Consider the following 23,497-nt stretch of genomic DNA (forward strand, 5'->3'; position numbering starts at 1 on the left):
GCTTGAGGAACACGGTACGTCGGCGTCGCCGGTCGGCGGCAGTGCCTCAAGTAGGCGTGATGCCCGGAAAGTTACGTGATAACCCTGGTCAGCCCGCCGTGCGGGGGATCCGCTTCTCCCAGGTCCGGTGGAAGACGATCTCCTCACCGTCCCTGCACACGACCTCGTTGGACGTGATGAAGTCGTCGGCGTCCGCGCTCGTCTCCGAACGCGTCTCGATCCGTACGTCCCAGGACATCTCGGGCCGGTGCAGCCTGATCGTCCAGTCCGAGCGGGCCCTCGCCGACAGCGGGTCGTCCTCCTGGATCGTGTACGTCTCCAGGGCGTCCTCCGTGAACTCCAGTCCGTCGGGGTAGACGCGCGTACCGCCGTAGCGCGGATCGACCTCCAGCCGCCACTCGCCCTTGGCGACGTCCCGGACCACCAGGCGCTCGGGGCGCTGCTCGTCGAGCGTGACCGGGAAGGCGACGCCGAGCGGCTCCGCCTGCTCCGGTTCGCCGAAGGTGATGCCCGGGTCCTCGGTGTGCCGGCGCACCGGGAGCTCGACGAGGCTGCCCTCCGCCTCCAGCGTGAAGCCCGCCGAACCGGCCTGCGGCCAGATCCACGGCCAGTACGAGGAGGAGAGGGCGACCCGGATCCGGTGGCCGGGCGGGAAGGTGTGCCCGATGCCGTTCAGCTCGAAGTTCACGTACTCGGCCTCCCCGACGGGCCAGTCCTCCGCGCGGTCGCGCCCGTGACGGGTGGCCAGGTTGAGGGCGCCGCGGGTCACCAGGGTGGAGGACCCGTCCGGGGCCACGTCGCAGAGCCGGGCGATCACCTGGCCGCGCGGTACGTCCATCCGGAGCAGGAGCGTCACCCGGGGGCGGCCGAGGATCTCGATGGAGGCGTCCTCGACGGGGAACTCGAAGCACACCGACTTGGCGTCCTCGTCCCGCTGGTCGGGCGGCAGGTCGGCGTCGTTGCCGAACGGGAAGAAGCGGCCCGCGTCGAGCCCCGTCTGCTGCGGCGACCGGACGATCTGCGCCCCGCCCCCCAGGGCGTACGTGATCGGGGCGACGTTCTCCGACGGCCAGGCCGCGTCACCGACCCAGCGGCCGGGCAGCGTCTCGTAGACCGTGGCAGCGGGGTGCGAGCCGCTGATCCAGGACCGCAGCAGGGGCTCGTTCATCACCCCGGTGTCCTGGTCCTTCAGGTGCTGGTCCCACCAGCGCAGCGTCTCCTGGAGGAAGCCGATCGCAGGCCCCGGCGGGAGCCCGCGGTCCGGGTACTGGTGCGACCAGGGGCCGATCAGCCCGCGCACCTGCCCCGGGTCCAGATGCTCGACGAGCCGCAGCACCGTGTCGCGGTACGGGTCGTGCCAGCCGCCCACCGCCAGGACCTTCGCCTTGATCGCGCCGTAGTCCTCGCAGACGCTGCCGTGCTTCCAGTAGTCGTCGCGGGTCTGGTGCGCCAGCCACGTGTGGATGAACGGCTCCACCGTCTCCAGGCGCCGCAGCCACATGCCCCGCCAGTCGTCACCGACGTCCGCCGGGTCCGGGGGCCGGCAGACGAACGCCAGCATGGTGGAGGCCCAGGCGTGCATGTCCACACCGAGGACGGAGCCGCCCATGTAGTGGACGTCGTTGTCGTAGCGGTCGTCGGCCGAGCACACGGTGACGATCGCCTTCAGCGGCTCCGGTGCCAGCGCGGCGATCTGGAGCGAGTTGAAGCCGCCCCAGGAGATGCCGAACATGCCGACCCGGCCCGAGCACCACTCCTGCTGCGCCAGCCAGTGCACGACCGCCACACCGTCGGCGAGCTCCTGCGCGTCGTACTCGTCGCCCGGCATGCCCTCGCTGTTGCCGTGCCCGCGGACATCGACGCGTACGGAGGCGTAGCCGTGGCCCGCGTACCAGGGGTGGCGCTGCCAGTCGCGGGGCGCCGTCCAGTCGCTGAGCCGGTAGGGCAGGTACTCCAGCAGGGCGGGCACCGGTTCGTCGGTGACCGGCCGCCAGATCCGCGCGTACAGCTCGGTGCCGTCCGCGAGGGGGATGTAGAGGTCCTCGTGGGTGGTCTCGTACGGGAAATCGGTACGGATGTGCATGGCGGTACCTCAGTGGACGGGGTGCATGGTGCGCCTGAGCCAGGGAGCGGCGGCGATGACGGCCACACCGGCCGCCACCGCGATAGCGCCATTGACACCGAAGTAGGCGGGGTTGGAGACCTCGCCGTAGAGCTTCACGATCTGTGCCTGAATGCCGTTGGCCAGGGCCAGCGACAGGAACCACAGCGCCATCGTCTGGCTGGCGAACGCCTGCGGGGCGAGCTTGGTGGTGGCGGCCATACCGGAGGTCTCCAGCAGGATGTCGCCGAGACCGAGCAGCAGATAGGAGCCGACGATCCACCAGGCGGCCATCCGGTACGTCTCGCCGGAGTGGCCCGAGGTGGGAATCACCATCAGGAGGAAGGACAGGCCGCCGAGGATCACCCCGATCGCGATCTTGTTCGAGACATGGGGCTGGCGCCGCCCCATCCGGACCCAGACGGCGGCCACCACGGGAGCCAGCGCGACCTCGAAGGCGCCCAGCGCGGAGGCGTACCAGCTCGCCGGGAAGTGGAAGCCGAAGATCTCCGTACGGGCGTTCGTCGAGGCCAGCAGCATCATCGTCGAGTACGCCTGGAAGAGGATGAAGTTGAAGACGACGGAGGCCAGGAACAGCACGACGTACGGCCGGAGCCTGCCGCGCTCCTCCAGGGTGACCCGGGGGCTCCTGAACATCACGACGAAGTACACGACCGGCGCGATCACCGAGACGAGGGTGAGCAGGTCGACGAAACGGTCCATCGTGAGCCAGCCGGCCAGCGCCAGGGCCGTCGCCACCAGGGCGGCCACCACGAGGCCGGCCACGATCGTCAGCACGGCGCGGCGCATCGGGCCGGGCGCGAGCGCGTACTCGGCGGCGTGCTTTCGCCCGGCCAGGTGACGCCGGCCCGCGACGTACTGGATCAGGCCGAGCGTCATGCCGAACGCGGCGGCCGAGAAACCCCAGTGCCAGCCCGCGTGGTCGCCGAGCCAGCCGGTGACCAGCGGGCCGGCGAAGGCGCCGATGTTGATGCCCATGTAGTAGAGCGCGAAGCCGGCGTCGCGGCGCTGGTCCTCCGTGCGGTAGAGCTTGCCGACCATCGAGGCGACATTGGGCTTGAGCAGGCCCGTGCCCGCGCTGATCAGGCCGAGGCCCACCCAGGTCATCGTGGCGGTCGGCACGGCCATGGCGTAGTGGCCGCAGGCGATGAGGATGCCGCCGTACAGGACGGCCCGGTACGAGCCGAGGATCCGGTCGGCCAGCCAGCCGCCCGCGACCGACACCAGATAGACGAGCGTGCCGTAGGCGGCGGACACCGAGGCGGCGGTGCCGGGGTCCATGCCCAGGCCGTCGTTCGAGACCTTGTCGGCGAAGAAGAGGACCAGGATCGCCTGCATCCCGAGGAACGAGAAACGCTCCCAGACCTCCAGGCCGGACAGGGTCATCAGACCCCGTGGCTGGCCGAAGAAGGCGTGGTCGTCTCCGGGCGGCGGCTGGGCCGGTCCGGTACCGGCCGGGGCGTGGGACAAAGCGGCAACTCCTGATCGTATGAGCTGATGCCGAACATACCGGCGGTGGCGGGAAGGCGCCCACGGTGATCCAAAGGGGACCGGATACGCTGAGTTGAGTGAGGACAGCGACACATCGACATTCCGTGTGATCGTCAGCAGACAGGAGATCCCCTCGTGACCGTCGTCGGGCCGTTCGGACTGAGCGTGCGGGACCAGGCTCTTGAGGCCGATGTCCAGGCCGGTTTGGCCGCTGTCGAGGCGGGGCTGCTGGATGCCACCAAAAGCGAGGTCCCGTTCATCACGGAGGCCGCACAGCACCTCGTCAGCGCGGGGGGCAAGCGCTTCCGGCCGCTGCTGGTGATGCTCGCGTCCCAGTTCGGCGACCCTGACGCCCCGGGCGTCGTCCCCGCGGCCGTGGTCGTCGAGCTGACGCACCTGGCGACGCTGTACCACGACGACGTGATGGACGAGGCGGACGTGCGGCGCGGGGTGGACAGCGCCAACACCCGCTGGGGCAACTCCGTCGCCGTCCTGACGGGCGACTTCCTGTTCGCCCGCGCCTCGCACATCCTGGCCGACCTCGGGCCGGAGGCCGTCCGCATCCAGGCGGAGGCGTTCGAGCGCCTGGTCACCGGCCAGATCCTGGAGACCGCGGGCCCGCGCGACGGACGCGACCCCGTCGACCACTACATGGACGTGCTCGGCGGCAAGACCGGCTCGCTGGTCGCCGTGTCCGGCCGGTTCGGCGCACTGATGGCGGGGGCCGACGAGTCGGTCGTCGACATCCTCACCCAGTACGGCGAACGGCTCGGCATCGCCTTCCAGCTCGCCGACGACGTCCTGGACATCGCCTCCGACTCCCACGAGTCGGGCAAGACGCCCGGCACCGACCTGCGCGAGGGCATCCCCACCCTGCCGGTCCTCCACCTGCGCGCGCGGGCGGCGGCCGAGGGCCGTCCGGAGGACAAGGAGCTCGTGGAGCTGCTCGACGGCGACCTCGCCGACGACGCCAAGCTCGCCGAGGCCCTGCGCGCCCTGCGCGCCCACCCGGCCCTGGAGCAGGCGCGCCGCGACACCGTCCGCTACGCCGAGGAGGCGCGGGCCACGCTGTCACCGCTGCCCGAGTGCTACGCGAAGGCCGCGCTCGAGGAGCTGTGCGACGCTGTGGTGCACCGGGCCGGCTGACCCCCTAGGGGCCCGGCGGACCGTGCGCTCCCGGGGTCATCCCGGAGAGGTACGCCCAGTTGCTCCCGTGGGCTGACGCTTGGCACCGCCCGATTTGGTCAGATGGATAACAACCACTCCTGACCACATCGGGTGAGAATGGCGGCGGGGAGTGGACGTGCAACGGGATGGCAGCCGCCGACCACGGAGGTAGAGCACACATGGCACCGAACGACAGCGCAGAGACCAACGGCGAGGCCACGGGCACTGTCGTGGGCCGCCGGAAGGCGGCGCGCTACATCGTCCCGTTCGCGGTGGCGGGCGTGGCGGCGGCGACGATCGGACTCGTCCCGGCACTCGCGGACTCCGGCGACCCGGAGCTCCCGGACATCACCGCGCAGGAACTCATCGAGAAGATCGCCGCATCGGACCAGGAGCAGCTCTCCGGCACGGTGAAGGTCACCACCGACCTCGGCATCCCGTCGCTCGGCGGGCTCGCCGGCTCCTTCGCACCGGGCGCCGGATCGGGGTCGGGCGGGTCGACCGCGTCCCCCGACGCCAAGCTGATGGAGCTCACGTCCGGGACGCACACGCTCCGCGTCGCGGCCGACGGCCCCGACAAGCAGCGCCTCTCGATCCTCGGCGACGGCTCCGAGTACAGCCTCGTCCACAACGGGGACGACGTCTGGGGCTACGACAGCGAGAGCAACGAGGTCTACCACGCGGAGTCCGACGGCAGCGGCAAGGCCAAGGAGCACAAGGCGCCGAAGGGCGTCCCGGCCACCCCGAAGGAGCTCGCCGAGGAGGCACTCGCCGCCGCCGGTGACACCACGTCGGTCACCGTCGACGGCACGGCCCAGGTGGCGGGGCGCGACGCCTACAAGCTCGTGATCAAGCCGAAGCAGTCCGGTTCGACGATCGGCTCCGTCACCGTCGCGGTCGACGCCTCGACCGGCGTACCGCTGAAGTTCACGCTGGCCCCGAGCAGCGGCGGCAAGGCCGCGGTCGACGCCGGCTTCACGAAGGTCGACTTCGGCAAGCCCGACGCCTCGTCGTTCTCCTTCACCCCGCCCAAGGGCGCCAAGGTGACCGAGGCCGACGAGCTGGAGGCCGAGGCGGGGAAGAGCGGCTCGGCGGACAAGGCACGCAAGGACCTGGGCGCGCTGGAGGACTTCAAGGGCCTCAACGTCATCGGCGAGGGCTGGAACGCCGTCGCCCGGATCGAGGTCCCGGGCGGGGCGGGGCTGCCCACCGAGGGCTCCGGCGACGCCCCGGCCCAGGCGCAGCAGTTCCTGGACGCGCTCGGCGACAAGGTCACCGGTGACTTCGGCTCGGGCACGGTCTTCAAGACGCGTCTGGTCAACGCCCTGCTGACGGACGACGGCAAGGTCTACGTCGGCGCGGTCACCGAGGACGCGCTGGTGAAGGCGGCCGGCACCGCCGAGTAGCACCCACCGGCAGGACCCCGCCGGTGAAGGCGGCCGACACCGCCCGAGCAGGACGCACCGCCCGCCCGCCCCGTCGTACGCTCCGTACGGCGGGGCGGAGCCGTGACGGCGGGGCGACGGGGACGGCGTGGCGACGGGGACGGCGGGAGACGACCGGGAGTGCGCATGACCGACACAGCGGCCGCGGCAGCGGGGCCGGACACGGGGCGGGAGCCCGGCGCGGTGATCGAGACGCGCGGGCTCACCAAGCGCTACCGCGGCGGCCAGTTGGCCGTCGACGGGCTCGACCTCGCCGTGCCCGCCGGAAGCGTCTTCGGCTTCCTGGGCCCCAACGGCTCCGGGAAGACCACCACGATCCGGATGCTCATGGGGCTCATCGACCCGACCTCCGGCACCGCACACGTCCTCGGCCGCCCCATGCCCGCCGCCGCCCGGACGGTCCTCCCGCAGGTCGGCGCGCTCATCGAAGGACCCGCGCTGTACGGGTTCCTGAGCGGCCGGGACAACCTCGTACGCTTCGACTCCGCCGACCCGTCGGCCGATCCGCGCACCCGGCGCGCCCGGGTGGAGAACGCTCTGGACCGGGTCGGGCTGGCCGCCGCGGCGGGCAGGAAGGCCAAGGCGTACTCGCTCGGGATGAAGCAGCGCCTCGGGCTGGCCGCCGCTCTCCTCCAGCCGCGCCGGCTCCTGGTGCTGGACGAACCGACCAACGGCCTCGACCCGCAGGGCATGCGCGAGATCCGCACCCTGGTCCGGGAGCTGGCGGGCGAGGGCACCACCGTCTTCCTCTCCTCCCATCTGCTCGACGAGATCGAACAGGTCTGCACGCACGCGGCGGTGATGGCCCGCGGCCGGCTCCTCGTCCAGGGACCGGTCGCCGCGCTCTCCGCCGGGGCCCGGGGCCGGCTCGCGGTCACCACGCCCGACCCCGGCGCCGCGGCCCGCGTCCTCGCGGAACACGGGGCGACGGGTCTCGTGACCGACGGGGACCGGGTGAGCGCCGACGCGCCCCCGGGCGGGGTGGAGCTCGCGGACCTCAACGCGGCGCTGGTGCGCGCCGGCGTACGCGTACGGGCCTTCGGCGTCGAACGGGCCTCGCTGGAGGACGCCTTCGTCGCACTCACCGGAGAGGGATTCGATGTCGCAGGCTGAACTCATGGCGCCCCCGGCCCCCCGCGCCCCGCGCCGCGCGCTGTGGAGCCTCGGGATCCTCCGCTCCGAACTGGCCACCACCTTCCGCCGCTGGCGGACCCTGGCCCTCCTCGGGGTGCTGGCGGCCGTGCCCGTCCTCATCGGCATCGCCGTCCGGATCGAGACGGGCGACGGTTCGCGCGGCGGACCCGGCGGCGGGGGCGGCCCCGCCTTCCTCTCCCAGGTCACCAACAACGGGCTGTTCCTGGTCTTCGCGGCCCTCTCCGCGACGCTCCCCGTCTTCCTCCCGATGGCCGTCGGCGTCATCGCGGGGGACTCCGTCGCGGGCGAGGCGAGCGGCGGCACCCTGCGCTATCTGCTGGTGGCACCGGCGGGCCGCACCCGGCTGCTGCTCGCGAAGTACGCGTCGGTGCTGGTGTTCTGCCTGGTCGCCACCCTGGTCGTGGCGGCGTCCGCGCTCGCGGCCGGTGCGCTGCTCTTCCCCGTCGGCGAGGTCACGACGATCTCGGGGACCCGGATCAGTTTCGGCGAAGGACTCCTGAGGGCCGGGCTGATCGCGGTCGCGGTGGCGGTCTCCCTCACCGGCTTCGCGGCGCTGGGCCTCTTCGTCTCGACGCTCACCGACAGCGGGATCGCGGCGATGGCGGCCACCGTCGGAGTGCTGATCACCGTGCAGATCCTGGACGCGATGCCGCAGCTCGACGTGGTGCACCCGTATCTCTTCCCGCACTACTGGCTGTCCTTCACGGACCTGCTCCGCGACCCGGTGTACGGGGACGAACTGGCGAAGAACCTGGGCCTTCAGGCCCTGTACGCGGCGGTGTTCGGCTCTGCGGCCTGGGCGCGCTTCACGACGAAGGACGTCACCGTCTGAGATGAGGAACGTCACGTCCGGGAGACGGGAGACGGGGCGCCGGCGTCCGAGGGGCCCGGCACGGTCCGTCCGTGCCGTCGGCCGGTCGAGCCGTCCCCCGATCGGCTCGTCGCGGCACGAACGGCACGAACGGTGCTCTGCGCGGAACGTCACGACACGGTACGTTCCGTTTCCAGCCTGGTCATTGTTCGACTTTTGGCGACGACCTGTCAATAAGCGGTGGCCGGAATCCCCCTATGCTCACCGAATGATCACATCGCCGAGTTCCCTGCGTCGTAGCGAGAGGTCACGACGGGCGACGCTGGACGCCGCCCTGGAGCTGTGCACGGAGAAGGGGTACGGCCGGGTCACCGTCGAGGCCATCGCGGCCCGGGCCGGAGTGAGCAAGAAGACGATCTACCGCTGGTGGCCGTCCAAGGTGGCCGTGATGCTGGAGGCCTTCGTCCAGGTGCTCGTCGGTGTCACGCCGTTCGAGGAGACGGGTGACATCGAGGCCGACCTCCGGACGCACATCAACGGTCTGGTGCGGCTGATCTCGACGCCGCCGTACGGACCGGCCTACTCCGGGATCCTGTCGGAGATGCATCACGACGACGAGCTGGCGCGGGCGGTCCGCGAGCAGCTGGTCGGCCCTCGCTTCGAGGCCGCCGTCGGGCGCATGCGGCGCGCGCAGGAGCAGGGGCAGATACCGGCCGGAGCCGATCTGCCGCTCGCGGTCGAGATGCTCTACGGACCCGTCTACTACCGCCATGTGCTGCGGAAGCCGCCGCAGGACGAGGCGACCGTCGCCGCCCTCGTCGCCCACGTCCTGCGCTCCCTCACCGGCGGCCCTCCGGCGGACGCTCCGGAGGGCCCTCCGGAGCGCGTCAGCTGAAGAAGACCTTCGCCCGTGCCGCCGCCCCGGTGTCGGTCAGTACGTCGCCCGGCCTGCTGCCGTTGCCCAGCAGCACCCCGCCCCAGCGCATCCCGAGGTAGCGCGCCGAGTTGCGCAGGGTGCCTGCCAGGGGCTCGGCGACCTCCGGTTCGGTGTCCGCGAGCGCGGTGACCCCCCACAGGGTCTTGTCGGCCATCCGCTGCTTGAAGTCGACGCCCGGGGCCTCCAGCCAGCCCGACCAGTGGTCCAGGTAGCGCTTGGTGGAGGTGGAGACCGCGTACCAGTAGAGCGGGGAGGCGATGACCACGTCGGTGGCGGCGAGGGTCGCCTCCAGCAGCGTCGCCGAGTTGCCCGTCGGGGTGTAGTGGCCGTCCGCGTGCCGCCGGTCCTCGAAGTCGGGCAGCGGCAGCTCCCGCAGGTCCAGCCACCGCTGCTCCGTACCGGAGGGGAGCTGTTCGGCCGCGAGCCTGGCCAGCGTCTCGGTGTTGCCCCCGGTGCGGCTGCTGCCGAGCAGGAAGAGGAAGTTGCGCGTGGTCATGCCAGGCCCCCAATTGAATGCATACGGCTTTTACCGGCGTACGCATCATATGCATGTGCATGAAGTTTTGGGGAGGTGTTTTTCGGACGCCGGACTCCGTGGCGTGGGCCGCTATGGGCCGCGCCGCCCCGCGCTCAGGCGAACAGGCGCTCCAGGGTCACCGCGACGCCGTCGTCCCCGTTGGAGAGGGTGATCTCGTCGGCGGCGGCCCGCAGCTCCTCGTGTGCGTTCGCCATCGCCACCCGGTGGCCCGCGCGGCGGAACATGGGCAGGTCGTTGGGCATGTCGCCGAACGCCACCGCGCCGGCGGGATCGAGGCCCAGCAGCTCCGCCGCCAGGTCGATGCCGGTGCCCTTGTCCACGCCGAACGGTGCCAGCTCCACCGTGCCCGGGCCCGCCATCGTGACGGACGCCAGGTCGCCCACCGCCCCACGGGCCGCGCCCGCCAGTTCGTCGTCCGTCAGCTCCGGGTGGCGTATCAGGACCTTGATGACGGGCGCCGCCCACAGCTCCGCGCGATGCCGGGCGCGCTGGGCGGGCAGTGAGGGGTGCGGCATGCGGTACCCGGGCTCGATCAGGGTCCGGCCGTCGGCGCCGTCCTGGTCCACCGCCGCGAACACCTGCCCCACCTCGGCCTCGATCTTGCCGAGCGCCGTGTCGGCCAGCTCCCGGTCCAGCGTCACCGAACGCACCATCCGGGCCGACCCGGCGTCGTAGACCTGTGCGCCCTGCCCGCAGACCACCGGCCCGTCGTAGCCGAGGTCCGTGAGCAGGGCGCGTATGCCGGGCACCGGCCGGCCCGTGACGATCAGATGCCGTGCGCCGGCCGACGCGGCGCGGGTCAGGGCGGCACGGGAGCGTGCGCTCACGGTGTCGTCGGAGCGGAGCAGCGTGCCGTCCAGATCGGTGGCGACGAGGGTGAATGCGGCGGGTGGCGTGACCATGGGGTCAGCCTAGAGAGATCGCCTTTCCGCCGTACGCCGCTGACCTGCGCGGACGGTCGGGCCCCGTCACTGGACGCAGAATTCGTTGCCCTCCGGGTCCACGAGCACCTGCCACGTCCCGCCGGGTTCCTCGACGGTCCGCAGCACACTCGCGCCCAGCCCGACCAGTCGCTCCGTCTCCGCGTCGCGCTGCCCGGGGGCCGCGTGGACGTCCAGGTGCAGCCGGTTCTTCGCCGTCTTGGGCTCCGGTACGCGCTGGAAGAGCAGCCGGCGGCCGTGCCCCGCCCCGCTCCTCTCGTCGTACGGGTCGTCCGGATGCCGCACCGCGGCGAGATCGCGCCACGCGCGGCGCCCGTGCGACTCGACCGTGAGGGCCTCGGGCACCGCTCCGGCGCCGAGCAGTTCCACGATCAGCGGGCTGTTGTCCTCCACGGCGTAACCGAGGGCCTCGGCCCAGAAGTCGGCCTGGGCGTGCGGGTCTCCGGCATCGATGACGAGCTTCCAGTGCAGGGTCATGGAAACCGTTTATACTGGTTACATGAATGACGGGGCAACGGGCACGCCGGAACCGGGAATGATTCTCCGTACACCTACGGGCCGTGCTTTCCGCTTCGACCCGGGCGCCCTCTGTCTGGAGCTGCTGCTCACCAGTGATCCCGGCGGGCTGCCGTGGAGCCTGGAGACGCTGCGTGAGCCCGCCGACCTGGTGCGGTGGGCGGGGGAGAGCCGGCTGCCGGACGGGCCCCCGCTCTCCGTGGACGCCACGGATCTGGGCCGCGCCCGTGAACTGCGGGGCGCGCTCTGGCGGATGACCATGGCCCGCGCCCGGGGCGAGTCCCTCGCGCCGGGCGACACGGACGTGGTGAACGCGGCGGCCGCCAGGGCCCCGCTGGTGCCCGCGATGACGCCCGGCGGGGAGCGGACCCGGGCGGCGGCCGGAGCGACGGGCACGGCGATGCTGTCGACGGTCGCCCGTGACGCGGTGGACCTGTTCACCGGGCCGTACGCCCACCGGATCCGGGTCTGCGAGGCGCACAACTGCGCCCTGCACTTCGTCGACACCTCGCGTCCCGGCAGGCGCCGCTGGTGCGCGATGGGCCGGTGCGGGAACCGCGCCAAGGTGCGGGCGCACCGCGCCCGGCTGACCGGGCCCGGGGGCGCCGGGGAGTGAGGGGTGAGCCGTGACGCCGGCCCTCCGGGTTCATCGTGGCGGGCAGGCCGCGCAGACGTGTCCGCCGCACGCGGCCAGCAGTTCACCGGCCGCCGCGCTCACCGCGGGATCGGCGTCCGCGGCCAGCCGCTCGGCCGTCGTCCGGCCGGCCAGGACGGCCCGGTGCGCGTCCCTGGTCCACTCCGGGTGGTGGGTGTGATCGTGGGTCAGGATCGTCCCCAGCAGGGCCAGCACGCCCGCGCGGTCCTTGACGGTCTCCATGGCGGCGAGTTCCCACAGGAACGGCACCGTGGCGACCGTCGCGTCGAACGCGGCCCTCGCGCCGATCCACCGCCCCAGGTCGCTCAGCGCGTCCTCGGCCGACTCGATGTCACCCCAGGCGATCCGTGACAGCGTCCCGGGGACCTGGGACGCGGAGCCCTGGGCATGGCGGAGCTCATGCCACGGAACGTGCCTCATGTCCCCCAGGATCGTCCCCATCCGGGCACTCAATCAGCCTTTGCGGGTGCCGTCCACCATGCCTGCCGTACTCATCGGATCGGGTTCCGGCGGCCCGTCCAGCGCGGCCAGGTACTGCCGTACGGCGTCGACGTCGCCGGCGTGCGCGATCAGCCCCACATGGTTGTCGGGCCGGATCACCACGACGGTGTCCCCGTCGGTGCCGTACGCCGCGCGGGCGAGCCCCTCGCGGTCGTGCAGGGCGCCCCGAGCGGCGGCCGCCGTTCCGGGTTGCGGGGCGTCGGCGGCGTACACCGGGAAGGCCCGCACCGCCTCACCGTGGGCGGCCGCCGCCTCCCGCAGCGCGCGCTCCGCGCCCGCCCCGAAGCCCAGCACCGTGATGTGCGGGCCCGCGAAGACGCGGAACAGGCGGGTGGGCGCACCGGTCGCGGTGTCCATGCAGGGGGCGTCCGGGGCGCGGTCGCCCGACCGTACGGGGCCGGCGCCGCCGGGCCCGGCCAGGGAGCTCCAGCGGTAGCCGCGGCCGGGTGCCGCCGCCGACGGGGTGATCGCGGTGTCCAGTCCGCCGCCCGGCTTCCTGACCGCCTCCAGCGTGGCCCGCAGCCGCTCCGAGGTGAAGTCCAGCGTCCGGGCGGCCACCGGCAGCCGCTCCTCCTCGTAGGTGTCCAGCAGCGCGGTGCCCGCCCGGCCGCGCAGCACCTGGGCGAGCTTCCAGCCGAGGTTGAAGGCGTCCTGGATACCGGTGTTCATGCCCAGTCCGCCCGCGATGGCGTGCACATGGGCGGCGTCCCCGGCCAGCAGGACCCGGCCCACCCGGTAACGCTCCGCCAGGCGCACGTTGACCCGGTACGTCGAGAGCAGTGTGGCGTCCGTGAGGTGCGCCCCCGGAAGCCGGGTGTGCCGGGCGAAGAGCCGCCGGAAACCGTCGGGGCTGGGGGCGAGGGGCCGGCCGTCGGCGTCGCGCTCCGGGCCGGCCTGGAACCACCAGCCCGCCCGGGTGCCGGGGATGGGGCAGAGCATGACCGCGCCGTCCTCGTCGAACCACTGGTGCCAGATGCCCCGGTCCAGGACGCCGGGGGTGATCTCGACGTCGCCGCAGACCATCGCCTGCTCCTCGTCGGTCTCCCCGTCGAACGGGACGCCGAGCAGCTTCCGTACGCGGCTGTGGGCACCGTCGCAGCCCACCACGTACCGCGCGCGGACGCCGGAGCCGTCGGCGAGGGCGACGGTCACCGAGGTGCCGTCGTCGGTGAGGCCCACGACCTCGGTGCCCGTCTCCACCGCCACGCCGTAGCCGGTCAGCCGGTCGCGCAGGATCTCCTCCAGCCGCCACTGGGCGATCAGCCGGCCCCGGTCGTAGGGGGCGTCCGGCGTCGGCGAGGAACCGGCGTACGGATCGGCGTCCGAGACCGGCACACCGTCGCGGTACTTGCGCATGGGGAGCGGCGCCGAACCCGCCGCCAGCACCGCGTCCAGCACCCCCAGGTCCTCCAGCACCTCCAGGGAGCGCGGATCGGGGCCCTTGGCGCGTGAACTGCGCGGGTACCGCGGCGCCTTGTCCACGACCCGGACGGCGACGCCGCGCCTGGCCAGGTCGCAGGCCAGGGTCAGTCCGGTCGGGCCCGCGCCCACGATCAGTACGTCGGTCATGCCTGCTCCTCGGTCGCGTTCTCCTGAGCACACAGGAAAACGCAACCGAGTAAAAAAGGCAACTGAGTAACTATTTAATGGCCGGGGTGTCCGCGTCCGGCGCCGAAGCGGAAGCCGTCCCGATGGGTGCCGTCGCCTCCGCCGCCCGTACGGCCAGCCGCAGGGCCTCCGCCCTCGTGCGGCGCGCCGTCCGCAGCGCGTCCCAGGTCAGCAGCATCAGCGCCACCCAGACCAGGGCGAAGCCGGCCCAGCGCTCGGGCGGCATCTCCTCGTGGAAGTAGAGGATGCCGAGCGCGAACTGGAACACCGGGGCCAGATACTGCAGCAGACCCAGGACGGAGAGCGGCACCCGGATCGCCGCGGCACCGAAGCAGACCAGCGGGATCGCGGTGACGAGCCCGGTCGCGGCGAGCAGGGCCCCGTGCCCCGCGCCCCCGGCCAGGAAGGTCGCGTCCCCGCTCGCCCCGAGCCACAGCAGGAACCCGAGCGCGGGCACGAACAGCACGGCGGTCTCGGCGGCCAGCGACTCCAGCCCGCCCATGTTGACCTTCTTCTTCACCAGGCCGTACGTCGCGAAGGAGAACGCCAGCACCAGCGAGATCCACGGCGGCTGCCCGTAGCCGATCGCCAGCACGAGCACCGCCGCGAAGCCGGTCGCCACCGCCGTCCACTGCACCGGCCTCAGCCGCTCACCGAGCAGCAGGACACCCATGGCGATCGTGACCAGCGGGTTGATGAAGTAGCCGAGGGACGCCTCGACGACGTGGCCGTTGTTGACGGACCAGATGTAGAGGCCCCAGTTGACCGAGATGACGGTCGCGGCGAGCGCGATCAGCGCCAGCCTGCGGGGCTGCCGTATCAGCTCGCCGATCCATGCCCAGCGGCGCAGGAACAGCAGGGCGACACCGACGACGCCCAGCGACCACACCATCCGGTGGGCGAGGATCTCCACGGCCCCCGACGGCTCCAGCAGCGGCCAGAACAGGGGCACGAGGCCCCACATCCCGTACGCGCCGATTCCGTACAGCAGGCCGGCCCGCTGTTCGTTCTTCCCCTTCACGGGCCCTCCCGGCGTTCCTGCGACTCCTGCGACGGCGAGCCGCCGACTGCACGACGGTAGCGCCGCAAGAGCCCCCCTGTCATTGCCGTCTCATGGAAACGGTCGTGACGGGCGGAAGGTGTGCCCGTTCAGGCGGCGGCGACCGCCGAGGCGACCGTCTCGGCCAGGGGGGTGGTGGGCCGGCCGGTCAGGCGGGCCAGGTCGCCGCTCGTACCGGCGAGCAGGCCGCGTGCGATGGCCTCGTCGACGTCGACGAGGATCGCGGCGAAGGACTCGGGCAGCCCGGCCCCGACGAGGACCTCCTGGTGGACGGAGGCCGGGACCCGGTTGTACGTGATCTCCTTGCCGGTGGCCTCGGCGACCGTCGCCGCGTACTCGTCCAGCGACCAGGCGGTGTCACCGCTCAGCTCGTACGCCGCGCCGAGGTGGCCCTCGCCGGTGAGGACCGCGACCGCGGCGGCGGCGTAGTCCGCCCGGGTGGCGGAGGCGATGCGCCCGTCGCCCGCGTTGCCGATGACGGCGCCGTGCTCCAGGACCGGGCCCAGGTTCGCCGTGTAGTTCTCGGTGTACCAGCCGTTCCGCAGGAAGGTGTACGGCAGTCCCGAGTCGAGGATCAGCCGCTCGGTGGCCTTGTGCTCCTCGGCCAGCAGGAAGTCGGCGTCGGGCCCGCCCAGGATCCCCGTGTACGCGAGCTGCGCGACCCCGGCCGCCTTCGCGGCGTCGATCACCGCGGTGTGCTGCGCGACCCGCTTGCCGACCTCGCTGCCGGAGATCAGCAGGACGCGGTCACCGGACCGGAACGTGCCGGCGAGGGTCTCGGGGCTGTCGTAGTCGGCGACACGGAGCTCGACGCCGCGCGCGGCGAGCGGGGCGGCCTTCTCCTTGTCGCGGACGACGGCGACGACCTGGTCGGCCGGGACCGCGTCGAGCAGCTGCTCGACGACGAGACGGCCGAGGGCTCCGGTGGCTCCGGTGACGACGATGCTCATGGGGGTTCTCTCCTGATGGCGCTGATCATGCTGCGAATGGAACACCACTCACCATAGGAGGTGTACTAACCCTGGGAAAGTACCCACTTTGAAGTAAGGTACTGGTATGACCGTAAGCATCCTGGACGAAGTGGGCGGCCGCCGCCCGGACGTCAACCAGCAGAACTGTCCCTCCCGGCTGGTCCTCGAACACGTCACCAGCCGGTGGGGCGTCCTCGTGCTGGCCGCCCTGCTGGAGCGCTCGTACCGGTTCAGCGAACTGCGCCGCACCGTCGGCGGCGTCAGCGAGAAGATGCTGGCCCAGACCCTCCAGACGCTGGAGCGCGACGGTTTCGTGCACCGGGACGCGAAGCCGGTGATCCCGCCCCGCGTGGACTACTCGCTGACCCCCCTCGGCAGGGAGGCCGCCGACCAGGTCTGGGCGCTGGCCCGCTGGGCGGAGCAGCGGCTGGACACGGTGGAGGACTCCCGCCAGGCATACGACGAGGCCCGGAACCAGTCGGCTCCGGGCCCCGGCGTCCGGGTCTGACGGCGGATCAGCCGACCACGGTCCAGGTGTCGCCGCCCGCCAGCAGGGTGCTCAGATCGCCCTTGCCGTGCTGCTCGATCGCGGCATCCAGCTGATCGGACATGAGGGCGTCGTAGACCGGGCGCTCCACGCTGCGCAGCACGCCGATGGGCGTGTGGTGCAGGGTGTCGGCGTCGGCCAGCCGGGACAGCGCGAACGCCGTCGTGGGGCTGGGGTTGTGGGCGTCGTGGACGAGGATCCGCGACTGGTTCTCCTCGGTGACGGCGACGACGTTCAGGTCGCCCGTGAGCGGGTCGCGCACGACGCCCTTGGAGCCTTCGGCGCCGAAGCGGATCGGCTGGCCGTGCTCCAGGCGGATCACCGCCTCCTCCGCCCGCTCCTTGTCCTTCAGCACCTCGAAGGCGCCGTCGTTGAAGATGTTGCAGTTCTGGTAGATCTCCACCAGCGCGGTGCCCGGGTGGTCGGCGGCCGCCCGCAGGACGCTCGTGAGGTGCTTGCGGTCGGAGTCCACCGTGCGGGCGACGAAGGAGGCTTCGGCGCCCAGGGCGAGGGAGACCGGGTTGAAGGGGGCGTCGAGCGACCCCATCGGCGTCGACTTGGTGATCTTGCCGACCTCGGAGGTGGGGCTGTACTGCCCCTTCGTGAGCCCGTAGATCCGGTTGTTGAACAGCAGGATCTTGAGGTTGACGTTGCGCCGCAGGGCGTGGATCAGGTGGTTCCCGCCGATGGACAGTGCGTCGCCGTCACCGGTGACGACCCAGACGGACAGATCGCGGCGGGAGGTGGCCAGGCCCGTCGCGATGGACGGGGCGCGGCCGTGGATGGAGTGCATCCCGTACGTGTTCATGTAGTACGGGAAGCGGGACGAGCAGCCGATGCCGGAGACGAACGTGATGTTCTCCTTGGCCAGCCCCAGTTCGGGCATGAAGCCCTGGACCGCCGCGAGGACCGCGTAGTCCCCGCAGCCCGGGCACCAGCGCACCTCCTGGTCGGACTTGAAGTCCTTCATGGACTGCTTGCCCTCGGCCTTGGGGACCAGCTGGAGGAGCTCGTTGGCGTGGGCGTCAGGCACTGATGGCCTCCTTGAGGGCGGTGGCGAGCTGCTCGGCCTTGAAGGGCATTCCGTTGACCTGGGTGAAGCTCTGCGCGTCCACGAGGTACTCCGCCCGCAGCAGCAGGGCCAGCTGACCGAGGTTCATCTCGGGGACCACGACCTTGTCGTAACGCCTCAGCACCTCACCGAGATTCCGCGGGAACGGGTTGAGGTGGCGCAGATGCGCCTGCGCGATCGTCTCCCCGGCCGCCCGGAGCCGGCGCACCGCCGCCGTGATCGGCCCGTACGTCGAACCCCAGCCCAGCACCAGGGTCGTCGCGCCGGCCGGGTCGTCGACCTCCACGTCCGGGACCCGGATGCCGTCGACCTTCGCCTGACGGGTGCGGACCATGAAGTCGTGGTTGGCCGGGTCGTACGAGATGTTGCCCGTGCCGTCCTGCTTCTCGATCCCGCCGATCCGGTGCTCGAGACCGGGGGTGCCCGGCACCGCCCAGGGGCGGGCCAGCGTCTCCGGGTCCCGCTTGTACGGCCAGAACACCTCGGTGCCGTCGGCCAGTTCGTGGTTCGGCCCGGTCGCGAACCGCGTCCGCAGATCCGGGAGACCGTCGATCTCGGGGATCCGCCACGGCTCGGAGCCGTTCGCCAGATACCCGTCCGAGAGCAGGAAGACCGGCGTCCGGTAGGTCAGCGCGATCCGGGCGGCGTCCAGGGTCGCGTCGAAGCAGTCCGCCGGGGTCCTCGGCGCCACGACCGGGACCGGTGCCTCGCCGTTGCGCCCGTACATGGCCTGGAGCAGGTCGGCCTGCTCCGTCTTGGTCGGCAGACCGGTGGACGGACCGCCGCGCTGGATGTCGATGATCAGCAGCGGCAGCTCCAGCGACACCGCGAGGCCGATCGTCTCCGACTTCAGCGCCACACCCGGACCCGATGTGGTCGTCACCCCCAGCGACCCGCCGAACGCCGCACCGAGCGCCGCCCCGATCCCGGCGATCTCGTCCTCCGCCTGGAACGTCCGCACACCGAAGTTCTTGTGCTTGCTGAGCTCGTGCAGGATGTCGGACGCCGGGGTGATCGGATACGAACCCAGATACACCGGCAGATCGGCCAGCCGCCCCGCCGCGATCAGTCCGTACGACAGGGCGAGATTCCCCGAGATATTGCGGTACGTGCCCGTCGGGAAAGCCTGCGACGCGGGTGCGACCTCGTACGAGACGGCGAAATCCTCCGTCGTCTCACCGAAATTCCAGCCCGCGCGGAACGCCGCCACATTCGCCTCGGCGATCTCCGGCTTCCTGGCGAACTTCGACCGGAGGAATGTCTCCGTCCCCCCGGTCGGACGGTTGTACATCCAGGACAACAGCCCGAGCGCGAACATGTTCTTCGACCGCTCGGCCTCCTTACGGGAAAGACCGAACTCCTTCAATGCCTCGATCGTCAAGGTCGTCAACGGCACGGGATGCACGTTGTACGCATCGAGTGAACCGTCCTCGAGAGGAGATTCGGCGTAACCGACTTTCGCCATCGGGCGTTTCGTGAACTCGTCCGTGTTCACAATGATGTCGGCCCCGCGCGGCACATCGGCGATATTCGCCTTCAGTGCCGCGGGATTCATCGCGACCAGCACATTCGGCGCGTCGCCCGGAGTCAGGATGTCGTGGTCCGCGAAATGCAGCTGGAACGAGGACACACCCGGCAGCGTGCCTGCGGGCGCCCGGATCTCGGCCGGGAAGTTGGGCAGCGTCGACAGGTCGTTCCCGAACGACGCGGTCTCCGACGTGAACCGGTCGCCCGTCAGCTGCATGCCGTCGCCCGAGTCACCCGCGAAACGGATGATCACCCGGTCCAGGCGGCGGATTTCCTTCTCGGTGGCACCCGTACGATCAATGTGCGGGGCGCGCTGCTCCCCGACGACAGCCTCGCTGGCCTCATCGGACTTTCCGGCTGGGCTACTGACCTGGCTGGTCACTGAACTGGACCTCCCTCGGGGCGGCGGCTCGGGACCGGCCGACCCGCCGGCGGTCCAGGCCCCACCCTACTTCTGTAAGGGTCGCCTTCCTCGGACCGGTCATATGGTGGACGCGTTTTCGAGACATGAATGCGTCACGCTTTGCCATATTTTTCCGGACCCTTCGGTCACTGGACGAACCGTCCGGCTCTCATCCTTTCGTCCTAGGTATCGGGGAAGCCTTCGCCTTCCCGCCGGTGGATCATCCAGATCGTCGTGAGTAGATCATCGCTTCGTCATGAGTTCAGATAAGTGAGAACGGCGAGAACACGCCGGTGATCCCCGTCACTGGGGGACAGGCCGAGTTTCAGGAAGATGTTGCTGACGTGCTTCTCCACGGCTCCGTCGCTGACGACCAGCTGCCGGGCGACGGCCGAATTCGTACGCCCCTCCGCCATCAGACCGAGGACCTCACGCTCGCGCGGCGTGAGCCCCGCCAGCACGTCCTGCTTGCGGCTGCGGCCCAGCAGCTGGGCCACCACCTCGGGGTCCAGGGCGGTCCCGCCCTTCGCCACCCGCACCACGGCGTCCACGAACTCCCGGACCTCGGCGACCCGGTCCTTCAGGAGGTAGCCCACCCCACGGCTGCTGCCGGCCAGCAGCTCGGTGGCGTACTGCTCCTCGACGTACTGCGAGAGCACCAGCACCCCGATGTCCGGGTACTCCTTGCGGAGCCGCACCGCCGCCCGTACGCCCTCGTCGGTGTGGGTCGGCGGCATCCGCACATCGGCGACCACCACGTCCGGCAGCGCGTCCTGCCCCGCGAGGTCGCCCACCGTCTTCAGCAGCGCCTCCGCGTCCCCGACCCCGGCGACGACATCGTGCCCGAGATCGGTCAGCAGCCGGGTGAGTCCCTCCCGGAGCAGCACCGAGTCCTCGGCGATGACGACCCGCACTCTTTCCTCCACGACGTTGTGTCCCCCACTGTCGGTGTTCCCTGCCCGACGCTCTGCGCGGGCGCGTGTCCGTCCAGCATTCCAGCATCGGTGCCCGCGTGTGCCGTACACCAGCGGTTCCGTCCCGGCGGACGCGCCGCGGTGCCCCGGCCGCCGGGTGAGGGCGGCCGGGGCACTGCGGCTCCCGCGGACGGGGCCGGAGGTTCAGCCCCGCCAGGGCAGCTCGGCCGTGACGGTCGTCGGGCCGCCGGCCGGTGAGTCGACGACGAGGATGCCGTCCACCGCGTCCAGCCGCTCCGTCAGCCCGGCCAGCCCGCCGCCCGTCGACACACCGGCCCCGCCGCGTCCGTCGTCGGTGACCTGGAGCATCAGCCGGTCCGCCGCCCGCCAGACGTCGACCGAGGCGCGGGTGGCCCGGGCGTGCTTGCTGACGTTCTGGAGGAGCTCGGAGACCGTGAAGTACGCGATGCCCTCGATGGCCTGCGCGGGCCGCGACTCCAGGTCCACCACGACCTTCACGGGGACGGTGCAGCGGGAGGCGATGGCGGAGAGGGCGGCGTCGAGTCCGCGGTCGGTGAGGACGGCGGGGTGGATGCCGCGTGCGAGGTCGCGGAGTTCCTGGAGGGCCACTTTGACCTCGCCGTGGGCTTCGTCGACCATGCGGGCGGCGGCTTCGGGGTCGTCGGTGAGTTTCTCCTTCGCCAGCCCCAGATCCATGGCGAGGGCGACGAGGCGGGCCTGTGCGCCGTCGTGGAGGTCGCGTTCGATGCGGCGCAGGTCCGCGGCGGCGGTGTCCACGACCACACCCCGGTCCGACTCCAGCTCCGAGACCCTGGTCGCCAGCCTCGACGGACCGAGCAGCCCCAGGACCATCGCCCGGTCCACGGTCGCCAGACCACGGATGATCCACGGGGTGACCAGCACGAGAGCCAGGCCGAGCGCGGCGGTGACCGCCAGTTCGAAGGACGAGTCGAGATAGACCTGGTGCGTCCCGTCGCCGTACAGCTGGATGCCGTCGACACCCACGTACGCGGGGAAGACCCAGTGCCACAGCGGGTAGGTGAACGCCGCCCAGCCGTACGACCAGAACGTCACCGCGACGCCGAAGGCGAACACCGCCCAGGGCATGTGCAGCACCGCGTAGAGCAGATGCCGCCAGGACACCCCGCTCTTCAGCACCGCGCCGACCCAGGACATCAGGCCGCCCTTCCCGCGCACCGGCGCGGGCTCACCGACGTCCAGCCCGAGCAGCCCGCGCGCCCGGCCCCGCTCCACGATGCCGAAGCCGCGGCACATGACGAGACCGGCGGCGAGTATCGGGATGCCGAGGAAGGTGATCAGCATGCCGAGGCCCAGCGACACCATCGTGATCGCGAAGCTGAACAGCACCACGCTGATCGGCAGGCTCAGGAGCAGGTAGGCCAGCTCGCGCCACGTACGCGCCTCGAAGGGCGCGCGCAGCGCCGCGGGGAAGAAGTGCTTCTCCGGCGGGTGGCCCCCCGCCCCGGTGCCGGGCCTGTGCTGGTCCCGGGTGTCCGGTCCGTATGCCGTGGCCATCAGTGGCGTCCGTCCGTTTCTTCTGAGCGGGAACTTCCCGCGGGCCGATACAACGGCTGATGTCTCAAGACTGCTGTGCCGGGGTCTCCCGCACCATGAGGGCGGTCTCCGTATCCGGCAGGGGGTTTTCCCCACCATGGGGGCGGCCCGTCCTGTGTCCGGGCCGCGGGAATCCGGTGCCGCCGTGTCACGCCGCGCCGGTCCGCTCGCCGCCCGGGGCCAGACGGTCGCGCCAGGGCAGCTCCGCGGTGACCGTGGTCGGGCCGCCCTCGGGGGAGTCCAGGACGAACAGGCCGTCGACCGCGCCCAGCCGGTCCGCCAGCCCCGCCATGCCCGTACCGCCGTCGAGCCGGGCGCCGCCCTTCCCGTCGTCGCCGACCCGGAGCATCAGCCGGTCGCCCGACCGCCACACATCGACCGACGCGGCGGCGGCACGGCTGTGCTTGCTGACGTTCTGGAGGAGCTCGGAGACCGTGAAGTACGCGATCCCCTCGATCGCCTCGGCCGGCCGGGCAGGCAACTCCACCGACACGGTCACGGGGACGGTGCAGCGGGAGGCGATGGCGGAGAGGGCGGCGTCGAGTCCGCGGTCGGTGAGGACGGCGGGGTGGATGCCGCGTGCGAGGTCGCGGAGTTCCTGGAGGGCGACCTTGACCTCGCCGTGGGCTTCGTCGACCATGCGGGCGGCGGCTTCGGGGTCGTCGGTGAGTTTCTCCTTCGCCAGCCCCAGGCCCATGGCGAGGGCGACGAGGCGGGCCTGTGCGCCGTCGTGGAGGTCGCGTTCGATGCGGCGCAGGTCCGCGGCGGCGGTGTCCACGACCACACCCCGGTCCGACTCCAGCTCGGCGATCCTGCGCTCCAACTCGTCCGAGGGCGAGAGCAGTCCCCGCACCATCGCCCGGTCCGCGTTGGTCAGCCAGCGCGCGAGGTACGGGAGCACGGGCCAGAGGACGAACAGGCTCACCAGCGTCACGGCGAACGTCGCCACGCCCCAGGGCAGCCGGATGAACGAATACAGCAACGCCCGCCAGCCCACCGGGTCCTTGAGCCCCGACCACAGCCAGCTGAAGAACCCCTGACCCCGGTGGCCGCGCACCATCGGGCTGGGCTCCTCGATCCGCACCCCGAGCATCCTGCGCGCCCGGGCGCGTTCGGCCCGGCCGAGAGCGCGCGCACCACCGAGTCCCAGCGCGAGCAACGGCAGCCCGATGACCGTGACCGAGAGACCGGCACCCACGCCCACCAGGAAGACGGTGTAGACGAACCCGGCGATCGCCATCGGCAGATTGGCCAGGAGATACGCGATCTCCTTCCACGTCCACCGGTCGAGGGCGAAGCGCGGGGGCGGCGGCCGGTCGTTGTCCGGCGGGGAGGGGGTCATGGTCATACGACCAGCGTGCCGGGCCGGGGGCGCGCACGCCATGGGGTTCGTGGGTGAGGCCGAGTAGGGATAACCCCACCTCGCGCGGTGCCTCGGGGGGCCTCGGGGACTGCCTCCCTGACTGCCTCCCTGGCCGACCGTCCGGCCGCCTCCCTGGGTGCCCCTCCGGCCGCCTCCC

Annotated in this window: 21 protein-coding genes; 7 read left to right on the plus strand and 14 right to left on the minus strand. The window is 71.6% G+C overall.

What is annotated here, in order from left to right; all coding sequences use genetic code 11:
- Positions 1–88 precede the first annotated feature (88 nt).
- Positions 89–2,083, minus strand: coding sequence for a CocE/NonD family hydrolase (locus ACZ607_RS22920; protein WP_469737316.1), 1,995 nt, complete (start codon positions 2,081–2,083; stop codon positions 89–91).
- Positions 2,084–2,092: 9 nt separating this feature from the next.
- On the minus strand, positions 2,093–3,592 hold the full coding sequence (locus tag ACZ607_RS22925) for a peptide MFS transporter (RefSeq protein ID WP_469737318.1): 1,500 nt from the start codon (positions 3,590–3,592) through the stop codon (positions 2,093–2,095).
- Between the two features lie 156 nt (positions 3,593–3,748).
- On the opposite strand from ACZ607_RS22925, the gene ACZ607_RS22930 reads away from it, so the two are divergent.
- From ACZ607_RS22930 to ACZ607_RS22950, 5 genes are all read left to right on the plus strand, one after another.
- Positions 3,749–4,759: a polyprenyl synthetase family protein gene (locus tag ACZ607_RS22930; protein ID WP_469737320.1), complete on the plus strand. Its 1,011-nt coding sequence runs from the start codon at positions 3,749–3,751 to the stop codon at positions 4,757–4,759.
- A 200-nt stretch (positions 4,760–4,959) separates the two neighbouring features.
- On the plus strand, positions 4,960–6,186 hold the full coding sequence (locus tag ACZ607_RS22935) for a LolA family protein (RefSeq protein WP_469737322.1): 1,227 nt from the start codon (positions 4,960–4,962) through the stop codon (positions 6,184–6,186).
- A gap of 165 nt (positions 6,187–6,351) precedes the next feature.
- Positions 6,352–7,338 (plus strand): ABC transporter ATP-binding protein, encoded by a 987-nt coding sequence (locus tag ACZ607_RS22940; protein ID WP_469737324.1) that lies wholly within the window; start codon positions 6,352–6,354, stop codon positions 7,336–7,338.
- The gene (locus ACZ607_RS22945) at positions 7,325–8,212 is read left to right on the plus strand and encodes an ABC transporter permease (protein ID WP_469737326.1); all 888 of its coding nucleotides are present in this window, start codon (positions 7,325–7,327) and stop codon (positions 8,210–8,212) included. The genes ACZ607_RS22940 and ACZ607_RS22945 overlap by 14 nt, the downstream gene beginning before the upstream one ends.
- Before the next feature lie 247 nt (positions 8,213–8,459).
- Positions 8,460–9,086, plus strand: coding sequence for a TetR/AcrR family transcriptional regulator (locus tag ACZ607_RS22950; protein WP_469737328.1), 627 nt, complete (start codon positions 8,460–8,462; stop codon positions 9,084–9,086).
- Here the strand turns inward: ACZ607_RS22950 and ACZ607_RS22955 are convergent.
- The 3 genes from ACZ607_RS22955 to ACZ607_RS22965 all read right to left on the minus strand — a co-directional run bounded on the left by ACZ607_RS22955 (position 9,079) and on the right by ACZ607_RS22965 (position 11,084).
- On the minus strand, positions 9,079–9,624 hold the full coding sequence (locus ACZ607_RS22955) for a flavodoxin family protein (RefSeq protein ID WP_469737330.1): 546 nt from the start codon (positions 9,622–9,624) through the stop codon (positions 9,079–9,081). The two genes, ACZ607_RS22950 and ACZ607_RS22955, sit on opposite strands and share 8 nt — an antisense overlap.
- 134 nt (positions 9,625–9,758) lie before the next feature.
- A complete protein-coding gene (locus ACZ607_RS22960; protein ID WP_469737331.1) occupies positions 9,759–10,568 on the minus strand; it encodes an HAD family hydrolase in 810 nt (269 codons plus the stop codon).
- Between the two features lie 66 nt (positions 10,569–10,634).
- A complete protein-coding gene (locus ACZ607_RS22965; protein ID WP_469737333.1) occupies positions 10,635–11,084 on the minus strand; it encodes a VOC family protein in 450 nt (149 codons plus the stop codon).
- 22 nt (positions 11,085–11,106) lie between these two features.
- On the opposite strand from ACZ607_RS22965, the gene ACZ607_RS22970 reads away from it, so the two are divergent.
- Positions 11,107–11,739 (plus strand): CGNR zinc finger domain-containing protein, encoded by a 633-nt coding sequence (locus ACZ607_RS22970; protein ID WP_469737335.1) that lies wholly within the window; start codon positions 11,107–11,109, stop codon positions 11,737–11,739.
- A 30-nt stretch (positions 11,740–11,769) separates the two neighbouring features.
- Here ACZ607_RS22970 and ACZ607_RS22975 read toward each other — a convergent pair whose 3' ends face one another.
- The 4 genes from ACZ607_RS22975 to ACZ607_RS22990 all read right to left on the minus strand — a co-directional run bounded on the left by ACZ607_RS22975 (position 11,770) and on the right by ACZ607_RS22990 (position 15,897).
- Positions 11,770–12,219, minus strand: coding sequence for a hypothetical protein (locus tag ACZ607_RS22975; protein ID WP_469737337.1), 450 nt, complete (start codon positions 12,217–12,219; stop codon positions 11,770–11,772).
- 12 nt (positions 12,220–12,231) lie between these two features.
- Positions 12,232–13,848, minus strand: a complete 1,617-nt coding sequence (locus ACZ607_RS22980; protein WP_469737338.1) for an FAD-dependent oxidoreductase — start codon at positions 13,846–13,848, stop codon at positions 12,232–12,234.
- A 70-nt stretch (positions 13,849–13,918) separates the two neighbouring features.
- On the minus strand, positions 13,919–14,908 hold the full coding sequence (rarD, locus tag ACZ607_RS22985; protein ID WP_469737340.1) for an EamA family transporter RarD: 990 nt from the start codon (positions 14,906–14,908) through the stop codon (positions 13,919–13,921).
- A 128-nt stretch (positions 14,909–15,036) separates the two neighbouring features.
- Positions 15,037–15,897: an SDR family oxidoreductase gene (locus ACZ607_RS22990; RefSeq protein WP_469737342.1), complete on the minus strand. Its 861-nt coding sequence runs from the start codon at positions 15,895–15,897 to the stop codon at positions 15,037–15,039.
- Between the two features lie 106 nt (positions 15,898–16,003).
- Between ACZ607_RS22990 and ACZ607_RS22995 the strand changes: the two genes are divergently transcribed.
- A complete protein-coding gene (locus ACZ607_RS22995) occupies positions 16,004–16,426 on the plus strand; it encodes a winged helix-turn-helix transcriptional regulator (RefSeq protein WP_469737344.1) in 423 nt (140 codons plus the stop codon).
- 7 nt (positions 16,427–16,433) lie between these two features.
- Here the strand turns inward: ACZ607_RS22995 and ACZ607_RS23000 are convergent, their stop codons facing one another.
- From ACZ607_RS23000 to ACZ607_RS23020, 5 genes are all read right to left on the minus strand, one after another.
- On the minus strand, positions 16,434–17,435 hold the full coding sequence (locus ACZ607_RS23000; RefSeq protein ID WP_469737737.1) for a 2-oxoacid:ferredoxin oxidoreductase subunit beta: 1,002 nt from the start codon (positions 17,433–17,435) through the stop codon (positions 16,434–16,436).
- 55 nt (positions 17,436–17,490) lie between these two features.
- Positions 17,491–19,446: a 2-oxoacid:acceptor oxidoreductase subunit alpha gene (locus ACZ607_RS23005; protein ID WP_469737346.1), complete on the minus strand. Its 1,956-nt coding sequence runs from the start codon at positions 19,444–19,446 to the stop codon at positions 17,491–17,493.
- A gap of 275 nt (positions 19,447–19,721) precedes the next feature.
- Positions 19,722–20,381, minus strand: a complete 660-nt coding sequence (locus ACZ607_RS23010) for a response regulator (RefSeq protein WP_469737739.1) — start codon at positions 20,379–20,381, stop codon at positions 19,722–19,724.
- A gap of 204 nt (positions 20,382–20,585) precedes the next feature.
- On the minus strand, positions 20,586–21,938 hold the full coding sequence (locus ACZ607_RS23015) for a sensor histidine kinase (protein WP_469737348.1): 1,353 nt from the start codon (positions 21,936–21,938) through the stop codon (positions 20,586–20,588).
- 187 nt (positions 21,939–22,125) lie between these two features.
- A complete protein-coding gene (locus tag ACZ607_RS23020; protein ID WP_469737350.1) occupies positions 22,126–23,325 on the minus strand; it encodes a sensor histidine kinase in 1,200 nt (399 codons plus the stop codon).
- Positions 23,326–23,497: the final 172 nt, after the last annotated feature.

It is taken from the genome of Streptomyces sp. NPDC104381, assembly GCF_055583745.1.